25 protein-coding genes are annotated in these 23,988 nt (G+C 72.1%); 9 read left to right on the forward strand and 16 right to left on the reverse strand.

Features of this window, described 5'->3' with window-relative positions:
* The first annotated feature begins 22 nt into the window (after positions 1 to 22).
* Positions 23 to 1,156, forward strand: a complete 1,134-nt coding sequence (locus ACF1FZ_RS00115) for an Mrp/NBP35 family ATP-binding protein (RefSeq protein WP_391771104.1) — start codon at positions 23 to 25, stop codon at positions 1,154 to 1,156.
* Between the two features lie 83 nt (positions 1,157 to 1,239).
* Here the strand turns inward: ACF1FZ_RS00115 and ACF1FZ_RS00120 are convergent, their stop codons facing one another.
* From ACF1FZ_RS00120 to sigE, 5 genes are all read right to left on the reverse strand, one after another.
* Positions 1,240 to 1,902: a hypothetical protein gene (locus ACF1FZ_RS00120; RefSeq protein ID WP_391771105.1), complete on the reverse strand. Its 663-nt coding sequence runs from the start codon at positions 1,900 to 1,902 to the stop codon at positions 1,240 to 1,242.
* Between the two features lie 124 nt (positions 1,903 to 2,026).
* Positions 2,027 to 2,479 carry a sec-independent translocase gene (locus ACF1FZ_RS00125; RefSeq protein WP_391771106.1) on the reverse strand — a complete coding sequence of 151 codons (453 nt, stop codon included), beginning with the start codon at positions 2,477 to 2,479 and terminating at the stop codon, positions 2,027 to 2,029.
* Positions 2,480 to 2,599: 120 nt separating this feature from the next.
* A complete protein-coding gene (locus tag ACF1FZ_RS00130; RefSeq protein ID WP_391771107.1) occupies positions 2,600 to 4,381 on the reverse strand; it encodes a trypsin-like peptidase domain-containing protein in 1,782 nt (593 codons plus the stop codon).
* An 89-nt stretch (positions 4,382 to 4,470) separates the two neighbouring features.
* Positions 4,471 to 5,433: an anti-sigma factor family protein gene (locus ACF1FZ_RS00135; RefSeq protein WP_391771108.1), complete on the reverse strand. Its 963-nt coding sequence runs from the start codon at positions 5,431 to 5,433 to the stop codon at positions 4,471 to 4,473.
* Positions 5,430 to 6,191 carry an RNA polymerase sigma factor SigE gene (sigE, locus tag ACF1FZ_RS00140; RefSeq protein ID WP_391771109.1) on the reverse strand — a complete coding sequence of 254 codons (762 nt, stop codon included), beginning with the start codon at positions 6,189 to 6,191 and terminating at the stop codon, positions 5,430 to 5,432. The genes ACF1FZ_RS00135 and sigE overlap by 4 nt, the downstream gene beginning before the upstream one ends.
* A 176-nt stretch (positions 6,192 to 6,367) precedes the next feature.
* Between sigE and ACF1FZ_RS00145 the strand changes: the two genes are divergently transcribed.
* Positions 6,368 to 7,033 (forward strand): O-methyltransferase, encoded by a 666-nt coding sequence (locus tag ACF1FZ_RS00145; RefSeq protein ID WP_078850520.1) that lies wholly within the window; start codon positions 6,368 to 6,370, stop codon positions 7,031 to 7,033.
* A gap of 89 nt (positions 7,034 to 7,122) precedes the next feature.
* Here the strand turns inward: ACF1FZ_RS00145 and ACF1FZ_RS00150 are convergent, their stop codons facing one another.
* Positions 7,123 to 7,290, reverse strand: coding sequence for a DUF3117 domain-containing protein (locus ACF1FZ_RS00150; RefSeq protein ID WP_003966491.1), 168 nt, complete (start codon positions 7,288 to 7,290; stop codon positions 7,123 to 7,125).
* Between the two features lie 323 nt (positions 7,291 to 7,613).
* On the opposite strand from ACF1FZ_RS00150, the gene ACF1FZ_RS00155 reads away from it, so the two are divergent.
* On the forward strand, positions 7,614 to 8,426 hold the full coding sequence (locus ACF1FZ_RS00155) for an enoyl-CoA hydratase/isomerase family protein (protein WP_391771778.1): 813 nt from the start codon (positions 7,614 to 7,616) through the stop codon (positions 8,424 to 8,426).
* A 23-nt stretch (positions 8,427 to 8,449) separates the two neighbouring features.
* Here the strand turns inward: ACF1FZ_RS00155 and ACF1FZ_RS00160 are convergent, their stop codons facing one another.
* Together ACF1FZ_RS00160 and ACF1FZ_RS00165 are read right to left on the reverse strand one after the other, a co-directional pair.
* Positions 8,450 to 9,034, reverse strand: a complete 585-nt coding sequence (locus tag ACF1FZ_RS00160) for a DNA-3-methyladenine glycosylase I (protein WP_391771110.1) — start codon at positions 9,032 to 9,034, stop codon at positions 8,450 to 8,452.
* The gene (locus tag ACF1FZ_RS00165) at positions 9,031 to 9,423 is read right to left on the reverse strand and encodes a DivIVA domain-containing protein (RefSeq protein WP_391771779.1); all 393 of its coding nucleotides are present in this window, start codon (positions 9,421 to 9,423) and stop codon (positions 9,031 to 9,033) included. The genes ACF1FZ_RS00160 and ACF1FZ_RS00165 overlap by 4 nt, the downstream gene beginning before the upstream one ends.
* A gap of 91 nt (positions 9,424 to 9,514) precedes the next feature.
* Here ACF1FZ_RS00165 and folP point away from each other — a divergent pair, with 91 nt between their 5' ends.
* Positions 9,515 to 10,387, forward strand: a complete 873-nt coding sequence (gene folP / locus ACF1FZ_RS00170; protein WP_391771111.1) for a dihydropteroate synthase — start codon at positions 9,515 to 9,517, stop codon at positions 10,385 to 10,387.
* 54 nt (positions 10,388 to 10,441) lie between these two features.
* Here the strand turns inward: folP and ACF1FZ_RS00175 are convergent, their stop codons facing one another.
* Positions 10,442 to 11,227 (reverse strand): TIGR00730 family Rossman fold protein, encoded by a 786-nt coding sequence (locus tag ACF1FZ_RS00175; protein ID WP_391771112.1) that lies wholly within the window; start codon positions 11,225 to 11,227, stop codon positions 10,442 to 10,444.
* A gap of 85 nt (positions 11,228 to 11,312) precedes the next feature.
* On the reverse strand, positions 11,313 to 12,392 hold the full coding sequence (gene dapE, locus ACF1FZ_RS00180) for a succinyl-diaminopimelate desuccinylase (protein WP_391771113.1): 1,080 nt from the start codon (positions 12,390 to 12,392) through the stop codon (positions 11,313 to 11,315).
* 62 nt (positions 12,393 to 12,454) lie between these two features.
* Here dapE and ACF1FZ_RS00185 point away from each other — a divergent pair, with 62 nt between their 5' ends.
* Positions 12,455 to 13,348: a hypothetical protein gene (locus ACF1FZ_RS00185; RefSeq protein ID WP_391771114.1), complete on the forward strand. Its 894-nt coding sequence runs from the start codon at positions 12,455 to 12,457 to the stop codon at positions 13,346 to 13,348.
* Between the two features lie 307 nt (positions 13,349 to 13,655).
* Positions 13,656 to 14,018, forward strand: coding sequence for an ATP-binding protein (locus ACF1FZ_RS00190; protein ID WP_391771115.1), 363 nt, complete (start codon positions 13,656 to 13,658; stop codon positions 14,016 to 14,018).
* Between the two features lie 93 nt (positions 14,019 to 14,111).
* Here the strand turns inward: ACF1FZ_RS00190 and dapC are convergent, their stop codons facing one another.
* Positions 14,112 to 15,215: a succinyldiaminopimelate transaminase gene (dapC, locus tag ACF1FZ_RS00195; RefSeq protein ID WP_391771116.1), complete on the reverse strand. Its 1,104-nt coding sequence runs from the start codon at positions 15,213 to 15,215 to the stop codon at positions 14,112 to 14,114.
* Positions 15,216 to 15,314: 99 nt separating this feature from the next.
* Entirely contained in the window at positions 15,315 to 15,635 is a 321-nt protein-coding gene (fdxA, locus tag ACF1FZ_RS00200; RefSeq protein ID WP_014154250.1) for a ferredoxin, read from the reverse strand.
* Positions 15,636 to 15,752: 117 nt separating this feature from the next.
* Between fdxA and ACF1FZ_RS00205 the strand changes: the two genes are divergently transcribed.
* Positions 15,753 to 16,754, forward strand: a complete 1,002-nt coding sequence (locus ACF1FZ_RS00205) for a GNAT family N-acetyltransferase (protein WP_391771117.1) — start codon at positions 15,753 to 15,755, stop codon at positions 16,752 to 16,754.
* A gap of 30 nt (positions 16,755 to 16,784) precedes the next feature.
* Positions 16,785 to 17,636: a transglutaminase-like domain-containing protein gene (locus ACF1FZ_RS00210; RefSeq protein ID WP_391771118.1), complete on the forward strand. Its 852-nt coding sequence runs from the start codon at positions 16,785 to 16,787 to the stop codon at positions 17,634 to 17,636.
* A 142-nt stretch (positions 17,637 to 17,778) separates the two neighbouring features.
* Here the strand turns inward: ACF1FZ_RS00210 and ACF1FZ_RS00215 are convergent, their stop codons facing one another.
* The 4 genes from ACF1FZ_RS00215 to ACF1FZ_RS00230 form a co-directional block, all read right to left on the reverse strand.
* Positions 17,779 to 19,575 (reverse strand): hypothetical protein, encoded by a 1,797-nt coding sequence (locus ACF1FZ_RS00215; RefSeq protein ID WP_391771119.1) that lies wholly within the window; start codon positions 19,573 to 19,575, stop codon positions 17,779 to 17,781.
* Between the two features lie 430 nt (positions 19,576 to 20,005).
* Positions 20,006 to 20,467, reverse strand: a complete 462-nt coding sequence (locus ACF1FZ_RS00220; RefSeq protein WP_391771120.1) for a DUF6113 family protein — start codon at positions 20,465 to 20,467, stop codon at positions 20,006 to 20,008.
* A complete protein-coding gene (mshB, locus tag ACF1FZ_RS00225) occupies positions 20,464 to 21,381 on the reverse strand; it encodes an N-acetyl-1-D-myo-inositol-2-amino-2-deoxy-alpha-D-glucopyranoside deacetylase (protein WP_391771121.1) in 918 nt (305 codons plus the stop codon). The genes ACF1FZ_RS00220 and mshB overlap by 4 nt, the downstream gene beginning before the upstream one ends.
* 74 nt (positions 21,382 to 21,455) lie before the next feature.
* Positions 21,456 to 21,650: a hypothetical protein gene (locus ACF1FZ_RS00230; RefSeq protein ID WP_014154257.1), complete on the reverse strand. Its 195-nt coding sequence runs from the start codon at positions 21,648 to 21,650 to the stop codon at positions 21,456 to 21,458.
* Between the two features lie 166 nt (positions 21,651 to 21,816).
* On the opposite strand from ACF1FZ_RS00230, the gene ACF1FZ_RS00235 reads away from it, so the two are divergent.
* Positions 21,817 to 23,943, forward strand: coding sequence for an alpha/beta fold hydrolase (locus tag ACF1FZ_RS00235; protein WP_391771122.1), 2,127 nt, complete (start codon positions 21,817 to 21,819; stop codon positions 23,941 to 23,943).
* Positions 23,944 to 23,988: the final 45 nt, after the last annotated feature.

Raw genomic sequence — 23,988 nt, forward strand, 5'->3', positions numbered from 1 at the left:
CCGGCGCCGTACCATCGTCCTTATGGCTACGGAAGACGCGGTGCGCGAAGCACTGGCGACAGTGAACGACCCGGAGATCCACCGACCGATCACCGAGCTGGGCATGGTGAAGTCGGTCGAGATCGATCCTGACGGTGTAGTCGCTGTCACCGTCTATCTCACGGTTTCCGGCTGCCCGATGCGCGAGACCATCACCAAGAACGTGACCGACGCGGTGGCCCGTGTCGAGGGCGTGTCGAGGGTCGAGGTCACGCTCGACGTGATGAGTGACGAACAGCGCAAGGAGCTCGCCTCGTCGCTGCGCGGCGGCACGGCGGAGCGTGAGGTGCCGTTCGCCAAGCCCGGCTCGCTGACCCGCGTCTACGCGGTCGCGTCGGGCAAGGGCGGCGTCGGGAAGTCCTCGGTGACCGTGAACCTCGCGGCGGCGATGGCGGCCGACGGGCTCAAGGTCGGTGTGGTCGACGCGGACATCTACGGGCACAGCGTGCCCCGGATGCTCGGTGCGGACGGCAAGCCCACCCAGGTCGAGAACATGATCATGCCGCCGTCCTCGCACGGCGTGAAGGTGATCTCCATCGGCATGTTCACCCCGGGCAACGCCCCGGTGGTGTGGCGCGGTCCCATGCTGCACCGGGCGCTCCAGCAGTTCCTCGCCGATGTGTACTGGGGCGACCTGGACGTCCTGCTGCTCGACCTGCCGCCGGGCACCGGTGACATCGCGATCTCCGTGGCGCAGCTCGTCCCCAACGCCGAGATCCTGGTCGTCACGACACCGCAGCAGGCCGCTGCCGAGGTGGCCGAGCGGGCCGGCTCCATCGCCGTGCAGACCCATCAGAAGATCGTCGGCGTCGTCGAGAACATGTCGGGCATGCCGTGCCCGCACTGCGACGAGACGGTCGACGTGTTCGGTTCGGGCGGCGGGCAGCGGGTCGCCGACGGGCTGACGAAGACGGTCGGCGCCGAGGTGCCGGTGCTCGGGTCCATCCCGATCGACGTGCGGCTGCGTGAGGGCGGTGACGAGGGCAAGCCCGTCGTCCTGTCCGACCCGGACTCCCCCGCGGGCTCCGCGCTGCGCTCCATCGCGGAGAAGCTGAGCGGCCGTCAGCGCGGACTGTCCGGCATGTCACTGGGGCTCACCCCGCGCAACAAGTTCTGAGCGCCGTACGGGTGGGGGCGGCCTCCTGGAGGAGGCCGCCCCCACCCGTACGCGTGTCGCCCGGTCCTCGTACGACGTGACGCTCAGCTCTCGTACGAGGCGATGTCGCCGATCACCGCGAATCCCAGACCGTAGGCGCTCATCCCGCGCCCGTACGCCCCGATGTGCACTCCCTCGGGGGCCGATCCCGCGAGCACCCAGCCGAACTCGGACTCCCGGTAGTGGAAGTCCACCGGTACGCCGTCCACCGGGAGGGACAGCGTCGACCAGGGCTCCGCACCCAGATCGTGCGCCAGTTCGAAAGCGGTGTCGGTCTGCTGCTTCAGCCATTCGCCACGCAGGGTGTGGTCCATCTGTGAGGGCCAGGTGCAGTCCAGCAGGCCGGAACCCGCCAGCCAGGCCGCCGACGAGACCGTGATGGCGTCCAGCATCCCCGTACCGTCGTCGCTGTGGCGTACGGGGCTGCTGCCCACGGTCACGACCACCGCGAAACGTGCCTTCTCCGCCCCCGTCTCGGTCCGTACGACAGGTTCCTCGCCGTGCCCGGTGGAACCGTGCTGCACCGTGTCGTCCGCCGCGGCGGTGACGTGCATCAGCCAGCGCGGCCCTGTGAAGGCCTCGTCCAGCCCGTACCAGGGGAACGACGCCTTGAGATAGCCGTCGACAGTACGCCGGGTCGCCGGCACCCCCTCTGCGGTGACTGCGCTGGGCGCACCGTCCGCCCCTGCCCGACTCGTCGTCTCCATCTGCCCGGCCGCCTCCTCGATCTTCCACTGATCCGGAGCGGCCCTCCCCCCATGGGCATGGGCACACTCGCACCGGACAGATGGAGAATAGCCATACCGTCCGGACGAGCCGGGATTGACGGTCTCAGGTGGCGTCTGCGTCGAAGGGCGGGCGCTCGTCCTTGGCCGGCTGCGCGGGCTTCTTGAGGAGGTCGGGCGCGGCCGCCGTGGCGGCGCCGGCCCCTGCCGCGCCGGCGGACGTGGCGCTCTCGCGGCCGTTCACCGCGTCGGTGACCTCGGCCATCTCCTTGCGCAGGTCGAAACTCTCGCGGATCTCCTTGATCCCCAGATCGTCGTTCCCGTCCATGAGCTGTTTGCGGACGAACGTCTTGGGGTTGAGGTCCTCGAACTCGAAGTCCTTGAACTGCGGTCCGAGCTCCGAGCGGATGTCTTCCTTGGCACTGTCCGAGAACTCACGGATCTTGCGGATCGTGCGCGTGACGTCCTGGATGACCTTCGGCAGCTTCTCGGGGCCGAATACGAGCACGGCGAGAACCACGAGCGTCAGCAGCTCGAGTGCGCCTATGTCATTGAACACCTTGCTGCTCCTCGTGTTCTCTGCGTGGTCCCCGCGTGTTCTCCGCCGCCAGGTCTTCAAGGGCCCGGACCGCTCCACGGTACCCGGCGAAGCTGTCCGCGCGGTACCTGCCGGTGGCGGTCAGGTGCCGCTCGCCGAACCCAGCGTCAACGTCAGGGGCAGGTCTTTCCCGCCACGGGTCAGGACGAGCCCGAGCCGGTCGCCGGGCCGGTGGGCGCGGATCTTGACGATCAGTTCCTCACCGCTGTGCACCCGTTGGCCCTCCACCTCGGTGATGACGTCGCCGGACCGGATGCCCGCCTTGTCGGCCGGGCCGCCCTCGGTCACCGCCGCTGTGCCGTCGGCCGCCTTGCCTCCGACCTTGGCTCCGTCGCCGGTGAACTCCATGTCCAGCGTGACGCCGATCACCGGATGTGTGGCCTTCCCGGTGTTGATCAGCTCCTCGGCGACCCGCTTGCCCTGGTTGATCGGTATCGCGAAGCCGAGGCCGATGGAGCCGGACTGGCCACCGTCGAGGCCGGAACCGCTGTCGGCGGCACGGATGGCGCTGTTGATGCCGATGACCCTGGCCTCGGTGTCGACCAGCGGGCCGCCCGAGTTGCCCGGGTTGATCGGCGCGTCGGTCTGCAGGGCGTCGACGTAGCTGACGTCGGTGCCGTCCCCCTTCTCGCCGCCCGCGGTGATGGGCCGCTGCTTGGCGCTGATGATGCCGGAGGTGACCGTGTTGGACAGGTCGAAGGGTGCGCCGATGGCCACCACCGGATCGCCGACCTGCACGTTGTCGGAGTTCCCGAGCGGCAGCGGCTTGAGTCCCGAGACGCCGGTCACCTTGACGACGGCCAGGTCGTAGCCGCTGTCCTTGCCGACGATCTCGGCCGGTGCGCTCTCCCCGCTGCTGAACGTGACGGTGATGTCGCCCGTGGAACCCGCGGGGGCGACCACATGGTTGTTGGTGAGGATGTGGCCCTTGCCGTCGAGGACGAATCCGGTGCCCGTGCCCGACTCCGCGGAGCCGTCGACATGCAGGGTGACCACGCTGGGCAGCGCGCTGGAAGCGATACCGGCGATGCTGTCGGGCGCCCGGCCGCCGTCGTCACGGCCGGACTGCGGAAGCTCGACCGTGGTCAGACCGCCGTTGCGTTCGACGTAGGCACCGATTCCGCCGCCGATCCCACCGGCGACGAGGGCGAGCAGCGCGGCTCCGACGAGGACCGGCCCCCGGCGGCCCCCGCGCGGCCGGCTGTCCGGGCCGCCCTGGCCGGGGCCGGGGCGGCTGAGCGGCTGCTGGGGCGAGCCCCACGGGTCGTACCGCAGCCACTGCGAGGTCTGCTGCTCGGTCCGGGGAGTCTGCTGGGCCTGTACGGGGGGCTGGGGGGCCGCGTGCTGCTGCGGCACGGTGTGCGGCGGGGGCGGCGGGGCCCAGGCCTCGGCGTGCCCCTGGCCGCCCGGTACCGGAGCGGGAGCGGCTGTGGGGCCGGGCGCTGCCGTGCCGTGGCTGTTCGTGCCCGCGTACGGCGGTGGTACGGGGGTCCCGTGGGCCGGAGTCGGTACCGGGCGCTGCACCGGCGGCGCGGGCGCCCACGGCCCCGGACCGCCGTAGGGTGGGGTGCTGTACTCGTCGGGCGCGTGCAGCGGCTGTGCGCGGTACGCGGGTGGACCGGTGACCGGCGGCGCGGACGCTTCCGGCGCGGTGACCGGCGGCGCGGGGATGAAATCACCGTCGGGTGTCGTGGGCCTGCTCACCCCGGCCGCGGGCTCGGCGGCTTCGCCGGCGTCCGTGGGTGCCTTCGCGCCCGCGTCGGCGACGGCCGCGGATTCCTCCGGCCCGGCCGTACCGTTCCGTTCCGCCGGGGGACGGCTCCACCACTTCGTTTTCGGCTCGCTGGGCTTCCCGTCGTCCATACTCTCCCCGCAACTGGCCCTTGCACGCCCCACAGAGGCGTCCCTCCCGGAATTCAACCAGGTTTGCGAATCCGTGCGCAGGGTCCCGGTCAGCGCAGAGGGGAAAGCGGGATCGCGTGGTCGTGCAGCGGCGGGGCCGAGCCCGTCGCGGACGGTGCGGAAAGCTTCGGGTCCGTTTCCCCGCCGAGCGCGGCCGAGTACAGCGGACCCGTGCCGGTCGGGCGTATCAGCGGCGGCACGGTCACGTTCAGCACCGGGAAGGTGAACGTACCCCCGGTGATCGCCGAGGTGCTCAGCAGCGAGGGTGCGGAGGCCGGCACGGTCCGGCCGGACGTGTACGGCGCGGCGCTCGGCCGGACCGCCGGATTCTCTCCGAAGGCGAGAGGACCGCCGCCGCTGCGGCCGGCCGCGGGGGTGGCACCGCCGGTCCGGTCCTCCGCGTCGAGCGGAGACGTGCTGGTGCCCGCGCCTTCGGCGCTGAGGGGCGCCTCGGAGCCGTAGTCGAGCGGGAGGGAACCTCCCAGGGCGATGGCCGCGAGCGATACCGCGCTGGCCGCGACGAAGGCGAAGCGCCGGGCACGCCAGGACGACCGGTCGGCTTCACGGCCCACGTCGTGGATACGGAAGCCGGAACCGGGCGAGCCGCCCGGCAGCACGGCGGTCGAGCCGTGGGCCGTGGGGAGGTATCCGAAGCCGTCCAGCGGTGAGCGTCCCGGTTCGGCGGGTCCGCCGGGCTGCATCACGGGGAAGACTCCCTCCCCGAAGCGCCGGCCGCCGTTCGAGCCTGTACCCGGGCCGTCCGCGCCGTCGCCGGAACCCCCGGGAAGGCCTTGCAGGCGGGCGAGGAACCCCTCGGAAGGGGAAGGGGCGGCGGAGGTGGCGAAGGCGCTCTTCAGCCGCCGCTGGGAGTCGGCCTCGGCCTTGCACTTGGCGCAGGTCGCCAGGTGGGCCAGGACCCGCTCCCGGGCATCGTGTTTGAGCTCACCGTCGACGAGCGCGGCGAGCCGGTCCCCCAGGTGCTGCTCCGCGGGGGTCGGACCTGTGCCGTTCACGCCGTACCGCCCTCCCCCGCCAGGACCACGTCCGCGAGGGAACGCTGCTCGGCGCGGGCCTCGGGCGAACGGTGCCGGAGCGCCTTGCGCAGGTGCGAGCGGCCGCGGTGGATGCGGCTGCGCACCGTCCCCAGCTTGACGCCGAGCGTGGCGGCGATCTCCTCGTAGGACAGGCCCTCGATGTCGCAGAGCACGACCGCCGCACGGAATTCGGGCGCGAGGGTGTCCAGTGCCTGCTGTACGTCCGCGTCGAAGTGCGTGTCGTTGAAGACCTGCTGCGGGGACGGCTCACGGCTCGGCAGCCGCTCGGCCGCGTCGTCGCCGAGGGAGTCGAAACGGATCCGCTGCTTGCGGCGGACCATGTCCAGGAAGAGATTCGTGGTGATCCTGTGCAGCCAGCCCTCGAAGGTGCCGGGCGTGTAGGTCGACAGCGACCGGAAGACCCGGACGAAGACTTCCTGGGTGAGGTCCTCGGCGTCGTGCTGGTTACCCGTCAGCCGGTAGGCGAGACGGTACACACGGGCGCTGTGCGTGCTGACGATCTCTTCCCATGAGGGCGGGGTCCACGCCTGGGAATCCGCATCTGAGGCGAAGGTCGCGGTCGGTGCGGAATCGTTGGAAGAACGGTCAGCAATGTCGGTCACGGATTTCGGCCCACCCGCCGACCTGAGAAAACGCCGCAGCGCACCTCTCCGATCCACAGGTTCAGCCGCACCTCCCCTATCGGCTCTGGTGGTGTCCAGTGGAGCCCCTACCATAGCCACCTCGCCCGTTAGCTCCGGATAAGCCTTTTACCTGCTGGCGCCCCGTATCGCCGGGCGCAAGGGGAACATTCCGGACCCGGCCGCGGGGCCCGGTCCATGTGCTGCCCTCCGTCCCTTCCTAACGCCTGGTCCCATCTGCGGGTTCCCGGGTCCAGCGGATACAGTCACCGTTGCGCCAACTACGGGGACAGGAGAGGGTCATTACCGCCAACCGGCAGACGAGCTGGGCATTCGCCGACGCCTTTGTCGCCGAGGAAGAAGCTCTGCTCTGGGCCCGGGACCGGGCACAGGAGACAGGGCTCCGCCCGGTGTCGTCGGGCACCGGTGCGGCTCTGCGCCTGCTCGCTGCCACCGCGGATGCCAAAGCGGTGGCCGAGATCGGCACCGGGACCGGCGTGTCGGGCATCTATCTGCTGCAGGGCATGCGCCCGGACGGCGTCCTGACCACGGTCGACCCGGAGCCCGAGCGCCAGCAGTTCGCCCGTGAGGCCTTCCGCGCCGCGGGCTTCGCCACGAACCGGGCCCGCTTCATCCCGGGGCGCGCCCTCGACGTACTGCCGCGGCTCGCGGACGGCGGGTACGACCTCGTCTTCTGCGACGGCGACCGGCTCGAGAGCCTGGACTGCCTCGCCGAATCGTTGCGCCTGCTGCGACCGGGCGGACTGGTCTGTTTCGAAGGCGTCTTCGCGGACGGCCGCACCATCGACTCGGCCGCACAGCCTGCCGAGGTCCTGCGCCTGCGCGAACTCCTGCGGGCCGTGCGCGAGAGCCAGGAGCTCATGGCTACGCTGCTGCCGGTGGGCGACGGCCTGCTGTGCGCGGTGCGGCGCGGCTGACCGTCCGGCCCCGGGAGCGGACCCCGGCGCACCACTGCCCCGGCACGGAATCCGTGCCGGGGCAGTGGTGAAGTGTGGGCGCCTCCGCCTCAGCCGACGACCTTCTTCAGCGCGTCACCGAGTGCATCGGCCTCGTCCGGAGTCAGCTCGACGACAAGCCGACCGCCGCCTTCGAGCGGAACGCGCATGACGATGCCCCGCCCCTCCTTTGTCACCTCGAGCGGGCCGTCGCCCGTCCGCGGCTTCATGGCCGCCATGCTCGTTCCCCTTCCTGAAACCAGCTCATCGCAGCCGGCGGCCCCATGACAGGCGCTGCCTCACCGGCGTCGAACACAATGCTTCCTCCGCATTATCCCGCATCAGAGACCCCGATGACCAACATCGGCCGGCATCGCTTGCGCAACGCGCACTCTCAAAACCACCCAATACGGCGATCCGGCTGCGATACTGCGCGGCCTCCTCCCCTCAGCCGAGGTCCAATCGTTAGACGCAGGTCACATGTCCGGGCCGCCCGGAGTCCGCCATGCTTGCGTCGACAGGCTCGACGCCGGACCCGTAAGGAGACCCCGCAATGGCCGACATGGCCGACACCACGGCTGACACCGTGCTCACGGACGTGAGCGACGGGCTCGCGACGATCACGATCAATCGCCCCGACGCGATGAACGCCATGAACACCGCGGCCAAGGTCGCGCTCCGCGACGCCCTGCGGGCGGTGGCGGAGGATCCCGCCGTGCGGGCGGTTCTGCTCACCGCCACCGGGCGCGCCTTCTGCGTCGGCCAGGACCTCAAGGAGCATGTCGCCAAGCTCTCCGAGGCCCGCGGGCCGGACGGCGGCAACGCGCTCAGCACGGTGCGGGAGCACTACAACCCCATCGTCCGCGCCCTCACCGAGATGGAGAAGCCCGTGGTCGCGGGGGTCAACGGGGTCGCCGCGGGAGCGGGGCTCGGTTTCGCGCTCGCCGCCGACTACCGCGTGGCCGCGGACACCGCGGCTTTCAACACGTCCTTCGCGGGCGTCGCGCTGACCGCCGACTCGGGCGTCTCCTGGACGCTGCCCCGGTTGATCGGCGCGAGCCGCGCGGCCGACCTGCTGTTCTTCCCGCGTTCGATCTCCGCGCAGGAGGCGTACGAGCTGGGCATCGTGAACAAGGTGGTGCCCGCGGCCGACCTGGCGAAGGAGGCGCACGCGGTGGCCCGTGCCCTGGCGGACGGCCCGACGGTGGCGTACGCCGCCCTCAAGGCGTCCGTGGCGTACGGCGCCGGGCACACGCTCGCCGAGACGCTGGAGAAGGAGGACGAACTCCAGACCAGGGCGGGCGCGTCACAGGACCACACCATCGCGGTCGAGGCGTTCCTCGCCAAGGAGCCGCCGGAGTATCTCGGCAAGTAGGGCGGCCGGGCCGGCACGCAGGGCTACCGGCCGCCGCCCCGGGCCACGCAGCCGGCCAGATGGTCGTCGACCAGACCGCAGGCCTGCATCAGGGCGTACGCGGTCGTGGGGCCGACGAAGCGGATGGACCGCTTCTTCAGCTCCTTGGCCAGCGCGGTGGACTCCGGAGTGACCGCCGGGACGTCCCCGAGGGTGCGCGGGGCCGGCCGTGTCGCCGGGTCGGGTGCGTACGACCAGATGAGCGCGTCCAGTTCGCCCTCGTCCCAGCCGGCCAGGACCTTGGCGTTGGCGAGCGTGGCGTCGATCTTGGCCCGGTTGCGGATGATCCCGGCGTCGGCGAGGAGCCGCTCCTTGTCGGCGTCGGTGAACTCCGCCACCGCGGAGATCCCGAAGCCGGCGAACGCGCTGCGGAAGCCCTCGCGGCGGCGCAGGATCGTCAGCCACGAGAGCCCGGACTGGAACGCCTCCAGGCAGAGGCGCTCGAAGAGGGCGTCGTCGCCGTGGACGGGGCGGCCCCACTCGGTGTCGTGATAGGCGAGGTAGTCCTCCGTGGACAGGCCCCACGGGCAGCGCGGGCGCCCGTCGGCCGCCGGCTCGGCGCCGCTCACCGCCCGGCCTCCCCGCCCTGCGGGCCGTCCTCGGCCGCAGGCGGCTCGCCGGGCCGCTCGAACAGGTCGGGGCCGTTCACCGCGGTCGCCTGGGCCCCGGCGAGCGCCGACTCCAGCTCGGCGATGTGGGCGTCCCGCTCGGCGAGCTCGGCGCCGAGCCTGCCGAGGGCCTCGTCCACGTCCGCCATGCGGTAGCCGCGCACGGCCATGGGCAGCCGCATGGCCTCGACGTCGGCGCGGCCGACAGGGCGGTTCGCGGGCAGCGGGTCGGTGAGCCGCTCGGGCTCGACGTCCTGCAGCACCGCGCTTCCGCCTCCGCCGACCACCGCCAGGGTGACCGCGGCCACGACCACGGCCATCGTGAGCAGCAAGAACCAGAACACGCGCATCTCCCGGGGAGCGGAATACCTGTCCAGGTCAGATCGTGCCATGAGCCACCGGCAGTTAGGGTCGCAGGCGAGCTACAGGGAGGAAGCAGGAATGCGAAGCGGGGCGCTCAGGCTGGGGCGGCGGGAGTTCGGGCCGCACGAGCCGGTGATCATGGCGATCGTGAACCGGACCCCCGATTCCTTCTACGACCAGGGGGCGACCTTCCATGACGAGCCCGCCCTCTCCAGGGTCGAGCAGGCCGTCGCGGAAGGCGCCGCGATCATCGACATCGGCGGGGTGAAGGCGGGCCCCGGTGAGGAGGTGACGGCCCAGGAGGAGGCACGCCGCACGGTCGGTTTCGTGTCCGAGGTGCGCCGCCGCCACCCGGACGTCGTGATCAGTGTGGACACCTGGCGGCACGACGTGGGCGAGGCCGTCTGCGAGGCCGGGGCGGACCTCCTGAACGACGCGTGGGGCGGCGTCGACCCGAAGCTGGCGGACGTGGCCGCACGCTACGGAGCGGGGCTCGTGTGCACGCACGCGGGCGGGGCGGAGCCCCGTACGCGGCCGCACCGGGTCGCCTACGACGACGTGATGGCGGACATCCTGCGGGTGACCCTGGGTCTCGCGGAGCGGGCCGTGGAGCTGGGGGTCAGGCCCGACGGGATCATGATCGACCCTGGCCACGACTTCGGGAAGAACACCCGGCACTCGCTGGAGGCGACGCGCCGGCTGGACGAGATGACGGCCACGGGCTGGCCGGTGCTGGTCTCCCTCTCCAACAAGGACTTCGTCGGGGAGACGCTCGACAAGCCGGTCAAGGAGCGCGTGATCGGCACGCTCGCGACGACGGCCGTGTCGGCGTGGCTGGGGGCACAGGTGTACCGGGTGCACGAGGTCGCCGAGACCCGGCAGGTCCTGGACATGGTGGCGTCCCTCGCGGGCCACCGGCCGCCGGCGGTCGCGCGGCGGGGCCTGGCGTAGGCCCCCCGCCGTGCGACCGCCGGGCGCCGGGCGGTGCACGAAGGGGACGAGGTCCTAGCGTCCGACCTCCTTCGTCACCAGCCGGACCGCCTCGTCCACGTCGTCCGTGACGTGGAAGAGCATCAGGTCCCGCTCGGACGCCTTGCCCCCCGCGACCACCGTGTCCCGCAGCCAGTCCACCAGGCCACCCCAGTACGCCGTGCCGAACAGGACGATCGGGAAGCGCGTCACCTTGCCCGTCTGCACCAGGGTGAGCGCCTCGAAGAGTTCGTCCAGCGTGCCCAGGCCCCCGGGCAGGACGACGAATCCCTGCGCGTACTTCACGAACATCGTCTTGCGGACGAAGAAGTAACGGAAGTTGACGCCGATGTCGACATGTGGATTCAGCCCGGATTCGAAGGGGAGCTCGATGCCGAGTCCGACGGAGACGCCGTTCGCCTCCCTGGCGCCCTTGTTCGCCGCCTCCATCGCTCCGGGACCGCCGCCCGTGATGACGGCGAACCCCGCCTCGACCAGCGCCTTCCCGATCCGCACACCCGCCTCGTAGTCCGGTCCGCCCGCCGGAGTGCGGGCGGAGCCGAAGACGCTGATGGCGCTGGGCAGTTCCGCCAGCGCGCCGAAGCCCTCCACGAACTCCGACTGGATCCGCATGACCCGCCAGGGGTCGGTGTGGACCCACTCGGAGTCGCCCTCGGTGTCCAGCAGCCGCTGATCGGTCGTGCCCGGCTGGACCTGGTCCCTGCGGCGCAGTACCGGACCCAGTCGCTGCTCCTCGGGCTTCACCGCACCCTCGGGAATCTGCGCGCCCTCGGGGATCCGTGCGTCCTCCGGGTTGCCCATGACCTGCTCCCTCCGCCGACCTGCGATGTGCGTGTGTCACCTCAGCGTAGATCGGCGGAGGTTAAGCGCGGGGGAACACCGTGGGTCAGCTGGTGAGCCAGGAACGGAGGCGCTCCTCGCAGTGCGTGATCCTTTCGACCCGCACGTGCTCGTCCCGTTTGTGGGCGAACAGCGGGTCGCCGGGGCCGTAGTTCACCGCGGGGATGCCCAGGGAGCCGAAGCGGGACACGTCCGTCCAGCCGAACTTGGGCAGCGCGATGCCGCCGACCGCCTCCATGAAGGCCTTGGCCGCAGGGTGGGAGAGGCCGGGCATCGCGGCACCGGAGTGGTCGTCCACGACGAACTCGGCGACCCCGCAGTCGGCGAAGACCTCCCGGACGTGCGCCTCGGCCGCCTCGGCCGTGAGGTCGGGGGCGTACCGGTAGTTGACGACCAGCGTGCAGGCGTCCGGGATGATGTTGGTGGCGACGCCGCCCTCGATGCCCACGGCGTTGAGCCCTTCCCGGTACTCCAGCCCGTCGATGACCGGCCGGCGCGGCTCGTACGCGGCCAGCCGGGCCAGCGCCGGAGCGGCGGCGTGGATCGCGTTGGAACCCATCCAGCCACGCGCGGAGTGGGACCTTTCGCCCTGGAAGCGCAGGTGGACCCGGAGCGTGCCCTGACAGCCGCCCTCGACCTCGCCGTTGGACCCCTCCAGGAGGACGGCGAAGTCCGCGTCGAGCCATTCGGGGTGCGCCTCGGCCACCTGCCCGAGGCCGTTGAGGTGGGCGGCGACCTCTTCGTTGTCGTAGAAGATGAAGGTGAGGTCGCGGTTGGGCTCCGGCACGGTCGCCGCGATCCGCAGCTGGACGGCGACACCCGACTTCATGTCGGAGGTCCCGCAGCCCCACAGCACACCGTCGTCGTCGAGCCTGGAGGGCACGTTGTCCGCGATCGGGACGGTGTCGATGTGCCCCGCCAGGACGACACGCTCGGCGCGGCCCAGCCGCGTCCTGGCCACGATGTTGTTTCCGTGACGGTCCACGGTCAGGTGCGGAAGCGGGCGCAGGGCCGCCTCGACGGCGTCGGCGAGGTCCTTCTCCTGTCCGCTGACCGACGGGAAGTCGACCAGCCGGGCGGTGAGCTCCGGGCCGTCCAGGGTGAGATCGAGCGTGTGTCCATCCATGGCCACGAGCCTAAGCGACTTGGGTCCCCGCCCCGGTCGTACCCTCCAGTACGGTGGGCCCCGTGCCTCGGACCAGCCCCTCCCCCCGTCGCAGCCGCCTCTTCCGTGTCGCGGCCGCCTTCGCCGTGCTCGTGGCCCTGGCCGGCTATCTGGCCGTGCAGTACCTCTCCGGTAACCGCGGCGCGCCCCGCTGCACGGTGGGCACCGCCGACGGGGGCGAGGGGCGTACGTACGAGATGAGCCCCGCCCAGGCCGCCAACGCCGCCACGATCTCCGCCGTGGGCACCACGCGGGGGCTGCCGGAGCGGGCGGTGACCATCGCCCTGGCGACCGCGCTGCAGGAGTCCGCGCTGCGCAACATCGACCACGGCGACCGGGACTCGCTCGGGCTCTTCCAGCAGCGCCCCTCGCAGGGGTGGGGGACGCCCGCGCAGATCATGGACCCGGTCTATTCGTCCGGGGAGTTCTACGAGCACCTCGCCGAGGTCCCCGGGTACTCACGGCTGCCGCTGACGGTCGCGGCCCAGCGGGTGCAGAAGAGCGGATTCCCGCAGGCGTACGCCAAGCACGAGCCCGATGCCGCACTGCTGGCCGCCGCGCTGACCGGACGCGCCCCGGCGTCGTTGACCTGCTCGCTGCCGCCGGCGGCCGACGGCCCCGGGGACGCGACCGAGGTGCGGTCCGGCCTCGTGCGCGCCTTCGGGAAGGACGTGCTGCCTTCCACCTCGTCCGCGGGCGCATCCGCGGCGGGCACGGTCTCGGTGCCTGTGCCGGCGGAGAACGACGCCGAGGACCGGCGCGGCTGGGAACTCGCCCACTGGGCTGTCGCGCAGGCCGGCACCCTTCGGATCGAAGAGGTCTCGTACGCGGGCCGGGTGTGGACCACGGACACGGGCTGGCGGACGGAACGTAAGGAATCGGGCGCCACGACGGTCCGGATGCGGCTCGCTCAGTAGTACGGCCCGTCATCCGTACGGGCCGTGCGGTGCCCGCCGGACCCCCGCCCCGGCCGCCCGCTCCGCACCCCTGCCGTCCGCCCGTTCCCTCTTGCCCGCACAGGGAAGTGACGGTTCACCATTCGTTCGCCGGATGCCCTGTTCGCCCGGATTCCTCCGTTGCGGATTATCCGACGCATTACCCATTCTTTACCTTGGTGTCCCGCAACTTTCCCTGCCCCCGGACCTGTTGTTCAGTGCGTCCGATCACCGGACAGGTGGATTCCACATCCGCCGCGAACCGTCGACGTCCCGCTGAAGGAGCATCATGTCCCTCCCCCTGACCCGCAGGATCGCCCGCGCCGCGCTGCTGATCGCCGCAGGTACGGCCCCCGTGGTCGGCGCGGCCGGTGCCGCGGGTGCCGCGGGGCTCCCGCAGACCCCGGCACTCGGTGGCCTCACCTCGCTCGACGGCGCCGGACTCGGCAGCACGCTGGACTCGGCCGCGAAGCAGGGCTCCGGAGTGGCGAACGAGACCGGCGGCAAGTTCGCCGGCACGACCCTTCCCGCCGCGGGCAAGACCCTCAAGACGGCCGGCACCGTGACGGACGGCAAGGTGCTGGACGGCACCCTCCCCGCCAAGGGCCTGCCGACCGGGAATCTGCCCGCCAAGGGCCTGCCGCTCGGCTGATCCGCCGGAACACGCGCCGTGGCGTACGCGCGAAAGGGCCTCGGGAGTGCGCACTCCCGAGGCCCTCGGTGCGTCCCGGGGCGGCCCGCCGGCTCAGGAGAGCCGCTGGACCGCCGCGTCCACGCGCTCGTCCGAGGCGGTCAGCGCCACCCGCACGAAGCGGTCCCCGGCCGGCCCGTAGAAGTCGCCCGGCGCCACGAGGATGCCGAGGTCCGCCAGGTGCGCCACGGTCTCCCAGCACGGCTCGTCACGCGTGGCCCAGAGGTACAGGCTCGCCTCGCTGTGCTCGATCCGGAAGCCGTGGGCCTCCAGCGCCGCTCGCAGCGCCGTGCGCCGCCTCGCGTAACGCGCCCGCTGGTCCGTCACGTGTGTGTCGTCGCCCAGCGCCGCGACGGTGGCCGCCTGGACCGGGGCCGGCGTCATCATCCCGCCGTGCTTGCGGATCTGGAGCAGCTCGCCGAGGACGGCCGCGTCGCCCGCGACGAAGGCCGCACGGTAACCGGCGAGGTTGGAGCGCTTGGAGAGCGAGTGGACGGCGACGATGCCCTCGTACGCACCGCCGCAGACGTCCGCGTGGAGCACGGAGACGGGCTCGGCCTCCCAGCCGAGCTCCAGGTAGCACTCGTCGCTGAAGACCAGCACACCGTGCTCGCGCGCCCAGGCCACGATCCGGGTCAGCTCGTCCTTCGGCAGGACACGGCCCGTCGGGTTGGACGGGGAGTTGAGCCAGAGCAGCTTCAGGCCCTCGGGGTCCAGCTCCGTCGGGTCGTCGTAGACGACGGGCTCGGCGCCGCAGAGCCGCGCGCCGACCTCGTACGTCGGGTACGCGAGCCGCGGGTAGGCGACCCTGTCACCCGCGCCGAGGCCGAGCTGGGTCGGCAGCCAGGCGACCAGTTCCTTGGAACCGACGACCGGCAGCACGTTCCGGTGCGTGACCCCGACCGCGCCGAGCCTGCGCTCCGCCCAGCCGGTGAGGGCGTCACGCAGCGCCTCGGTCCCCCACACCGTCGGATAGCCGGGGCTGTCCGCGGCGGCGATCAGCGCCTGCCGGATCAGCTCGGGCACCGGGTCGACGGGCGTGCCGACCGACAGGTCCACGAGGCCCTCCGGGTGGGTCACCGCCGTCGCCTTGTAGGGCGCGAGCTTGTCCCAGGGGAAGGCAGGGAGGCGGGAGGAGACGGGAAGTGCTGCGGACACGGGGATCTGCTTTCTCGTACGGGGACGTCGCGGCCGGGAAACACCTCGGTCCCGCACGGAGACGAGCCGTACGGGACCGGGCAGCGTTCGTGCGGCCGTTTACTGGTTCTGCGGCGGCAACGCGGCGATGAACGCGTGGTCGCGCTCGATGAGACCCAGCTTGGAGGCGCCGCCCGGTGAGCCGAGGTCGTCGAAGAACTCGACGTTCGCCTTGTAGTAGTCCTTCCACTCCTCCGGGGTGTCGTCCTCGTAGAAGATGGCCTCGACCGGGCAGACCGGCTCACAGGCTCCGCAGTCGACGCACTCGTCCGGATGGATGTACAAGGATCGGGAGCCCTCGTAGATGCAGTCGACGGGGCACTCTTCGATGCAGGCCTTGTCCTTCACGTCGACACAAGGCTGCGCGATGACGTAGGTCACGCTGTCGTTCCTCCTCGGTAGGGCGTTGGCTCTCGCGCGGGAGCGCGGCGTCGTCGATGCCCGCCCCTAGTATCTCCGTTCCGGGGCACGATCCGAACAGGAGGGGCAGACAGAGCTGTGGAATTCACTATCGGCGGACGGCTCGAGGTTCGCATGACACCCACTGACGTGGGCAAACGGGTCTCCGTGCGATGCGTCGTCGATACCCCGGGCGAGGGCACGAAGTTCACCGACACGGTCGGGGTTCTCACATCGTGGGACGCCGGAGTGCTGTCCGTCACAACGAAGAGCGGCGAGCGTGTCCGCATCGCGGAATCGGCCCTGGTGGCGGGCAAGGTGGTGCCTCCGGCCCCCGCGCGCCGCCGCGGTCCCGCCGCCTCCTTCGCGGAACTCGCCCGCACCACCGCGCGCGCCTGGCAGCCCGTGGAGAGCGAACTCCTGGGTGAGTGGCGGCTGCGCGCGGCCGGCGGGTTCACCCGCCGCGCCAACTCCGTGCTGCCGCTCGGCGATCCCGGCCTCCCGCTCACCGAGGCCCTCAGGCGTGTCGAGGGCTGGTACGGCGAGCGGGGCCTGCCCGCCTGCGTCCAGGCCGCCACGGGCGCCGAGGGCACGCAGGAACGGCTCTGCGCGGACCTGGAGGAGCACGGGTGGCGGCGCGAGGTGACGGCCGAGGTGCGGATCGCGGCGCTGGCACCGGTCGGCGACCTGGTCACGGACGTCTCCGCCGTACGGACGTCCCGGGAGCCGGACGCCGCGTGGCTCTCCCGGTACCAGCGCGCCCGGACCCCGGGGCCCCATGTGCTGGAGGTGCTGGGCAGCGGCCCCTCGGTGTGGTTCGCCTCCGTGCCGGGCGACGGTCCGGCGGATGCGCCCGCAGCGATCGGACGCTGCGTGGTGGACGGCCGCTGGGCGGGGTTCATGGCCGTCGAGGTGGGCCCGGAACACCGGCGCCGCGGTCTCGCCACGGCCGTCATGACGGCGCTGGCCCGTACGGCTCTGGCCGAAGGCGCCTCGGCCGCGTGGCTCCAGGTGGAGACGGACAATGAAGGTGCCCGTGCGCTGTACGACGGCATGGGCTTCGCCACCCACCACCGCTACCACCACTTCCGGCCCGCGTAGCGAAGACAGCAACAGGGACACGTGTCACACATGAACGCTGAGGATCCCGGCACGGCCGGACGGCGGCAGCGGTTCGCCGAGGAGGCGCGAGCCGAACGGCCCGACCTCGCACTGCTGTGCCTGCTGCTGGGTGCGGAGGCCTCCCCGCCCTCGCCCGGGGACGCCGATCCGTACGGCGTGGACGCGGCGCAGATCGAGCTGGACCGGCTGGCCGGCCTCCTCCCCTACGGAGCCCGGGGCGCCCGCGGGTGGGCGTCCGCGCTGGCCGGACTGCTCGGTGAGCGCTGCGGTTTCGCGGGATCGTCCCAGGACTTCCAGCGGCTGGAGTCATCGGTGCTCCAGCAGGTGCTGCGGCGCCGCAGAGGACTGCCCATCCTGCTGTCCGTGGTCTGGACGGAGGTCGCGCGGAGGGCCGGGGCCCCTGTGTACGGGCTGGCTCTTCCGGGCCACTACGTGGTCGGTTTCGGTGATCCGGCCGAGCGGGTGCTGGCCGATCCGTTCACCGGCGGCGTCCCGCTGAGCGGCGAGGACGCGGAGCTGATGGTGACGGGGGCGACCGGACGGCCGCTGGAGTCGTCGATGCCGGTGCCCGCGAGGCCACTGGAGACGGTGCTGCGCATCCTGAACAACATCCGGGCGTGGGCCGCGGCGCGTCCCGAGCGCACGGACGTGGCGCTGTGGGCGCTCGAACTCTCCCTCCTGCTGCCCTCGCACCCGGCCAGGCTCCGCTACGAGCGGGCCCAGCTCCTCGTGCAGCGCGGGGAGTTCCTGCGCGGGGCCGCGGAGATGGACGAGTACGCGGAGATCGTCGACGGCATCGAGCCGACGGCGGCCGAGGCCATCCGTCACCGCGCCCAAGCCGCCAGGGCGCTGCTGAACTGACGCAGACGTGAGGGGCGCCCGGATACGGACATGAATCCGCCTCCGCCGGCCCCGGCCCTCTCCGTGCCGTCCTCGCACGGGCCCGTACGACCGCCGCCCCCGCCCGGGAACCCGGGCGGGGGCGGCGGTCGTACGGGGGCGGTCAGCCCTCGCCGTTCAGGTCGATCGCGACGGTGCGCTCGGCGGGGGTCCTGCCGAGCAGGGCACCCTGCATGGCCTGGGCCACGTCGGTCGAGCTGACCTGGTGCTTCTTTCCGTCGGCCTTGGTGATCATGACGCCGTCGAAGACACCGTCGAGCAGGGTGTCGATCGCCTCCCTGTCGTAGACAGGTACCAGCTTGCCGTCGACCGGCTTCATGGAGAGGATCTGCGGCAGGGACCTCGCGGGGCCGAAGTCGATCTCCTTGGGACCGGCCTTGACCGTGATCAGCCCGGACATCGCCGGCTCGGCGAACTCCTTCATCGCCCGGTCGAGTTCGGCCTTGGTGATGGTGGGTTCGGTGGCGGTCACGGGCAGTTCCACGACAGCCGCCTCACCGGTCTGGACCTGCGTGCGGTAGGCGTCGCGTACGGAGATCAGCGACCGGTTGACGTCCAGCGACTTCCCTGCCTTGCCCGGGACGGCCACGGCCTTGTTCGGCTCGAACTTGATCGTGCCGTCGTTGGCGGAACCGGAGACGCCCGCCAGGTCGGTCAGCGCGACCCCGAGCTTCTCCTCGTCGACCGGGATCACCGGGTCGGCGGGGCGCGCACCGCCGAACAGGGAGCCGATCACCGAGACCGGGTTGTAGTCGCTGCCCGCGGCGCCACGGACGGTCTCCTGGCTGTCCAGGGTGAGACCGGCCTTCTCCGGGTCGAGCTTCTCCTGCTTGCCGTCGACGGACAGCTGGAGAGGGGCCTGGGCCCGCTTGCCGAGGGCGGCCTCCAGCTTGGTGACCGCCTCCTCCTTCGTGCCGCCGCCGATGTCGACACCGAGCACGGTGGTGCCCTTGGGGACCTCGGAGTGGTTCATCAGGAGACCGGCGCCGTAGGCCACACCGAACAGCACGAAGACGGCCACACCCAGGAGGACCACCTTGGAGCGGCCCTTCCTGGCGGGTGGCGCGGCCTTCGGGGCGGGCCCGGACGCCGGGACCGCCGCATCCGCCGGTCCGCCTCCCGAGGGGCCCTCGGGAGGCCGGGTCCCGCCGGGTCCGCCCGGGAACACCGAACGGGGCTCCGAGGGGATGACGGGGATACCGCTGGTGAGCGTGTCGCCGGAGACGTTGCCGCCGGGGCCGGGCCCCGGGACGGGCGCGGGGGCCTGCGGCGTCAGGATCGCGGTGTCGTCCGACATCCGCGGAGGTACGCCGCCGGGGCCGGCCGGGCCGGGCCGGCGGTCGAGGTCCGGCGTCAGGGGGGAACTCCCGGTGGCCGGTCCGGTGGTGGGCCCGGAAGGACCCGGGCCACCGGGGGGCCGCACGCCGGGGTCCGGTGCGGGGCGCGGGCCGGAGTCGAGGTCGTCCAGGGCGCTGCGGCCCGGGCGGGGTGCGTCTCCCCGGTCGCCGGGCTGCTGCGGACCGTCCGAGAAGTACGGTGCGTCCGGGCGGGGCGGGGTGGGGCCGGAACCACGGGCGTCCCCGGAAGGCCCGCCGAAGGACGCGCCTGCCGGGCCTGGACCAGGGCCCTGACCCTGAACGGGGCCAGGGCCCTGACCGGGAGCTCCCGAAGCCGAAGCACCGGGGACGGGGGCCGGGGCCTTGCGCGGGGCGAACCAGTCGCTGCCGCTCTTCTCCCTGGCCGGCTTCTCCGCGGGGGCTCCGGCGGCGGGGCCGTCGTCACGCGCGTCCGGACCGGCGCCGGGCGCCCCGCCGGACGACGGCGCGGGGGCGCCGGGCCTCGGGGTGCTGCCGGTGCGCTCGGTGTCCGGACGGCCGCCGGACGGGTCCGTGTCACTCATCGGCGTACGCATGACGACAGGCGGAATCGGCCGCGAGCCCGGGATGTTGATCCGGATGCGCGTCGTCAGCGTCGTCTCTGTTCTGGGCTCCTCGGGCCGAGGCGGGTCCGCAGGTCCCGAAGTCCCCTCCGGCCCGTCCTGAGACACGTGCGGCGACGGATACTGGCGTGATCCGTACGGCGGCGTACCCGACGGGTACGCGGCTCCTCCGCGCCCCTGGGGCCCGGAGGACGAACTGTCAGTTTCACGACTCAAAGCAGGTTCTCCCGATTGGCTCCGCCGCCCGTACTTCCCCCATGCCGCAGGCCAGGGGACGGCTCGGCGCGCGCACCACCATACTGGCCGCCACCGCAGGACTCGCCGCGCCGGGGGGAACAAGGATGCACCCGCCCCCCGCGCGGAGGAGCAATCCGGGAGCGGAGATACCACATCACGGGCCGGTTCGTCCGGCGTCGTCGGCCGGATACGGCAGTCGCGCCATCGTGGCACACATCACAGCCACGGCCATCCCTCCGAGCATGAAGAGCGCCAGGCCGATCTCCTCACCGAACACGTAGTCGCCCTCCGGCCGTCCGCCGAGGAGGGCGATGACGGCGAGGAACCAGCCCACCGCCGGTGCCAGCGCGCCGAGCTGGGTCCCGGTCAGGACCCGGCCTCCGTAGAACACCCCCGCCGACGCGGCGAGCGCGAGCAGCAGCCCGCCCGGGAACAGTGCCGCCTGGAGGAGGGTGCCCGCGAGCCCGACGGCCGCGCCCAGCGCCGCGAGGCCCGCGTACAGGGGGATCCGCGCGGGGTTGAGGGGTGCGGCCAGGCCGGTGGGGACGGGGTCCCTCGGCGGGGCGTTGGTGCGCGGTGACTGCGACGAGGCGCGCGGCCTCTGCCTGCTGCTCATGTCCGTGCCCCCGCTGCCGTGGCCGCGTCCGGCACGCCGGCGAAGAGGTCGTGCTCCCGGAGACCGTCGCCCCCGCCCGGGACGCCGCGCACCAACTCGTAGTACTCGGTGGTGAAGACGGGCTGTCCCAGGTCGTTCGAAAGAGCGAAGAACGATCCGTCCACGGCGATCTGGGTGGCGTGCGCGCGCATCGCGGCGGTCTTCGCCGCGGCGTAGGCCGTACCGTCGATCTCCGCCGTGATCCTCGCGTCGTCCACCACACCGGGCACGTCGTCGATCGCCGCGATGCCCGGAAAGGCGTCGGGGGCGGTGTCCCGCAGTCGCGCGAAGGCCTCCTCCGCCACGGAGCGGGGCACCCGGTTCCAGTAGACCTTGGTGATGGTGTGCGGGGCTCCGGCACCGGCGTCGTACGCGGGATCAGCCGCCAGGTCCGCCGCGCGCATCGCGACGCGGTGCGCCTGGATGTGGTCGGGGTGGCCGTAACCGCCGTCGGGGTCGTACGTGATCAGGACCTGGGGGCGCAGCGAGCGGATCACTCCGACGAGATGGCCGGCCGCTTCGTCGAGGCCGGCGGCCCAGAAGGCGCCGGGCCGGTGATTGTGCTCGGTGCCCATCATCCCGGAGTCGCGGAACCGGCCGGGGCCGCCCAGGAACCGGTGGTCGGTGACCCCGAGTTCCCGCATCGCGGCGGCGAGTTCACCGATGCGGTGCTCTCCCAGGCCGCCGTCCCGGTCCGCGGCGAGATGTGCGAGGTCCGGCGGGATGACCTCGCCCTCCTCGCCGAGGGTGCACGTCACCAGGGCCACGTGGGCGCCCTCCGCCGCGTACCTGGCCATGGTGGCGCCGTTGTTGATCGACTCGTCGTCGGGGTGCGCGTGCACCAGGAGCAGACGGCGGGCGGGAACGTCCTTCATGGGACCACCCTACGAGCAGGCGGCCCCACGGACCGAACGCCCCACGGTGCCCGGGGCTCACGACGGCTTCCCGGTCAGAACTTGATTCCCCCGATCATGCCTGCCACGTTCGACGTCACCTCCGAGATCGTCGGTGCGATCGACGAGCTCGCGAGGTAGAACCCGAGCAACATGCAGACCACCGCGTGTCCGCCCTTCAGTCCGGATTTCCGGATCAGCAGGAAGACGACGATCGCCAGCAGCACCACCGCCGAAATCGAGAGTGCCACGGCGGTTCACCTCCATCAGTACGGTCGGGACAGGCAGCACACATGGAGCCAGCAGGTTCATACCCACCGAGCGCTACGGATCATAACTATCCGTTCCGACGCATTGATCGGGGCACAGCAGCACGAGGGGCGCACGGACCGGCCTCAGCGGGCTAGGTTCGGGGCCATGACCTCGCAGAAGCTGTCTTTTCCCCGCCAGCACGCCCGGACCCAGCGGTTCACTCTCGGCGCACCCCGGGCCTTCACCGTCTCACCGGATGGGACGCGGGTGCTCTTCCTCCGCTCCGCCTCGGGCACCGACCGGGCGAACCGGCTCCTGGTGCTGGACACCGCGACGGGCGAGGAGCGGATCGCCGCCGACCCCGGCACCCTGCTGGGCGGTTCGGTGGAGAGGCTGTCGCCCCAGGAGAGGGCGCGACGCGAGCGGATCAGGGAGGGCTCGGCGGGCATCGTGGGCTACGCGGTGGACGACGCCGTCGAGTTGGCGGCCTTCGCGCTCTCCGGCAAGGCGTACGTAGCCGAGTTGAGGGCGGGCACGGCGCGCGCCCTGCCGGTACCCGGCCCGGTGATCGACCCGCGCCCCTCCCCCGACGGCCGGCACGTCGCCTACGTCGCCCGGGGTGCGCTGCGCGTCGTGGGGGCCGAGGGTGACGGCGACCGTCCGGTCGCCGAGCCGGAGGGCGAACACGTCTCGTACGGCCTCGCGGAGTTCGTCGCGGCCGAGGAGATGAGCCGCTACCGCGGTTTCTGGTGGTCGCCGGACTCCGACCGCCTGCTGGTCGCGCGGGTCGACGACAGCGCCGTACAGCGGTGGTGGATCGCCGATCCGGCGCACCCCGGGAGCAAGCCCGCCGAGGTGGGCTATCCGGCGGCGGGGACATCCAACGCCGAGGTGGGGCTCTTCGTGATGGGGCTGGACGGGACGCGCACGGAGATCGTCTGGGACCGGTCCCGCTTCCCCTACCTCGCGCGGGTCCACTGGTCCTCGCACGGCGCGCCACTGCTTCTGGTGCAGGCTCGTGACCAGCGCAGCCAGCTGTATCTGGCCGTCGACCCGGCGACCGGCGCGACCCGCACGGTGCATGTCGACGAGGACGCCGTCTGGCTCGATCTCTTCGCCGGGGTGCCCGCCTGGGCGCCGGACGGACGGCTCGTCCGGCTCGCCGACGAAGGGGGCGCGCGGGTGCTCTCGGTCGGCGACCGGCCGCTGACCGGTGATCATCTGCATCTCCAGGCAGTGCTGGACATCGGGGAGTCGGACATCCTGGTGCAGGCGGCCGCGGGCGAGGGAGCGGCGGACCCGGAGACCGGTCAGAGCCATGTGTACCGGGTCAACGAACTGGGTGTGGAGCGCGTCAGCGAGGGCGCCGGGGTCCACTCCGCGGTGCGCGCGGGCGATGTGACGGTGCTGGTGTCGGCGTCCCTGGAGCACCCCGGGACGGCCGTGCGGGTGCTGCGGGACGGCAAGCGGATCGCCACCGTGGCGAACCTCGCCCAGGAACCCGTCCTGGCCGCGAAGGTCCGTCTGACCGAGGGGGGCGCACGGCGGATTCCGTGCGCCGTGTTGCTCCCCACGGGTTACAAGGAGTCGGACGGCCCGCTCCCGGTCCTGATGGACCCCTACGGCGGCCCGCACGGCCGTCGGGTGGTCGCCGCCCACAATCCGCACCTCACGTCCCAGTGGTTCGCGGACCACGGTTTCGCCGTGATCGTCGCGGACGGCCGGGGCGCGCCGGGCCGTTCACCCGGCTGGGAGAAGGCGGTGCGGGACGATCTCACCCTCACCCTCGACGACCAGGTCGAAGCGCTGCACGCCCTGGCCGGGCGCTTCCCGCTGGACCTGTCGAAGGTGGCCGTGCGCGGCTGGTCGTACGGCGGCTATCTCTCGGCACTCGCGGTGCTGCGCCGCCCCGACGTCTTCCACGCGGCGGTCGTCGGCGCACCGGTGGCGGACTGGCGGCTGTACGACACGCATTACACCGAGCGCTATCTCGGTGACCCCGCGGAGCAGCCCGAGGTGTACGCCCGCAACTCCCTGGTGACCGACGAGGGGCTCTCCGAGCCGGCCGACGAGGTGCGGCCGATGATGATCGTCCACGGTCTGGCCGACGACAACGTGGTGGTCGCCCATGCTCTGCGGCTCTCCTCCGCTCTGCTGTCCGCCGGACGCCCGCACGAGGTGCTGCCGCTGAGCGGGGTGACGCACATGACGCCGCAGGAGCAGGTCGCCGAGAATCTGCTGCTGCTCCAGGTGGACTTCCTCAGGCGGTCCCTGGGGCTGCCCTCGGAGTAGGAGCTGCCACCGGGCGGGCGGCGGGCCGCCTCCCCGCCGCCCTGC

Origin of the sequence: Streptomyces sp. NPDC014623, assembly GCF_043088245.1 — a bacterium.
In the GTDB taxonomy this organism is placed as follows: Bacteria; Actinomycetota; Actinomycetes; order Streptomycetales; family Streptomycetaceae; genus Streptomyces.

What these genes read in the sequence shown, in the direction of transcription:
- ACF1FZ_RS00115 (WP_391771104.1), top strand. Translation starts at nt 23, where the DNA reads ATGGCTACGGAAGACGCGGTGCGCGAAGCACTGGCGACAGTGAACGAC.
- ACF1FZ_RS00120 (WP_391771105.1), bottom strand. Translation starts at nt 1,902, where the DNA reads ATGGAGACGACGAGTCGGGCAGGGGCGGACGGTGCGCCCAGCGCAGTC.
- ACF1FZ_RS00130 (WP_391771107.1), bottom strand. Translation starts at nt 4,381, where the DNA reads ATGGACGACGGGAAGCCCAGCGAGCCGAAAACGAAGTGGTGGAGCCGT.
- sigE (WP_391771109.1), bottom strand. Translation starts at nt 6,191, where the DNA reads ATGGTAGGGGCTCCACTGGACACCACCAGAGCCGATAGGGGAGGTGCG.
- ACF1FZ_RS00150 (WP_003966491.1), bottom strand. Translation starts at nt 7,290, where the DNA reads ATGGCGGCCATGAAGCCGCGGACGGGCGACGGCCCGCTCGAGGTGACA.
- ACF1FZ_RS00155 (WP_391771778.1), top strand. Translation starts at nt 7,614, where the DNA reads ATGGCCGACACCACGGCTGACACCGTGCTCACGGACGTGAGCGACGGG.
- ACF1FZ_RS00165 (WP_391771779.1), bottom strand. Translation starts at nt 9,423, where the DNA reads ATGCGCGTGTTCTGGTTCTTGCTGCTCACGATGGCCGTGGTCGTGGCC.
- folP (WP_391771111.1), top strand. Translation starts at nt 9,515, where the DNA reads ATGCGAAGCGGGGCGCTCAGGCTGGGGCGGCGGGAGTTCGGGCCGCAC.
- ACF1FZ_RS00175 (WP_391771112.1), bottom strand. Translation starts at nt 11,227, where the DNA reads ATGGGCAACCCGGAGGACGCACGGATCCCCGAGGGCGCGCAGATTCCC.
- dapE (WP_391771113.1), bottom strand. Translation starts at nt 12,392, where the DNA reads ATGGATGGACACACGCTCGATCTCACCCTGGACGGCCCGGAGCTCACC.
- ACF1FZ_RS00190 (WP_391771115.1), top strand. Translation starts at nt 13,656, where the DNA reads ATGTCCCTCCCCCTGACCCGCAGGATCGCCCGCGCCGCGCTGCTGATC.
- ACF1FZ_RS00210 (WP_391771118.1), top strand. Translation starts at nt 16,785, where the DNA reads ATGAACGCTGAGGATCCCGGCACGGCCGGACGGCGGCAGCGGTTCGCC.
- ACF1FZ_RS00215 (WP_391771119.1), bottom strand. Translation starts at nt 19,575, where the DNA reads ATGAGTGACACGGACCCGTCCGGCGGCCGTCCGGACACCGAGCGCACC.
- ACF1FZ_RS00220 (WP_391771120.1), bottom strand. Translation starts at nt 20,467, where the DNA reads ATGAGCAGCAGGCAGAGGCCGCGCGCCTCGTCGCAGTCACCGCGCACC.
- mshB (WP_391771121.1), bottom strand. Translation starts at nt 21,381, where the DNA reads ATGAAGGACGTTCCCGCCCGCCGTCTGCTCCTGGTGCACGCGCACCCC.
- ACF1FZ_RS00235 (WP_391771122.1), top strand. Translation starts at nt 21,817, where the DNA reads ATGACCTCGCAGAAGCTGTCTTTTCCCCGCCAGCACGCCCGGACCCAG.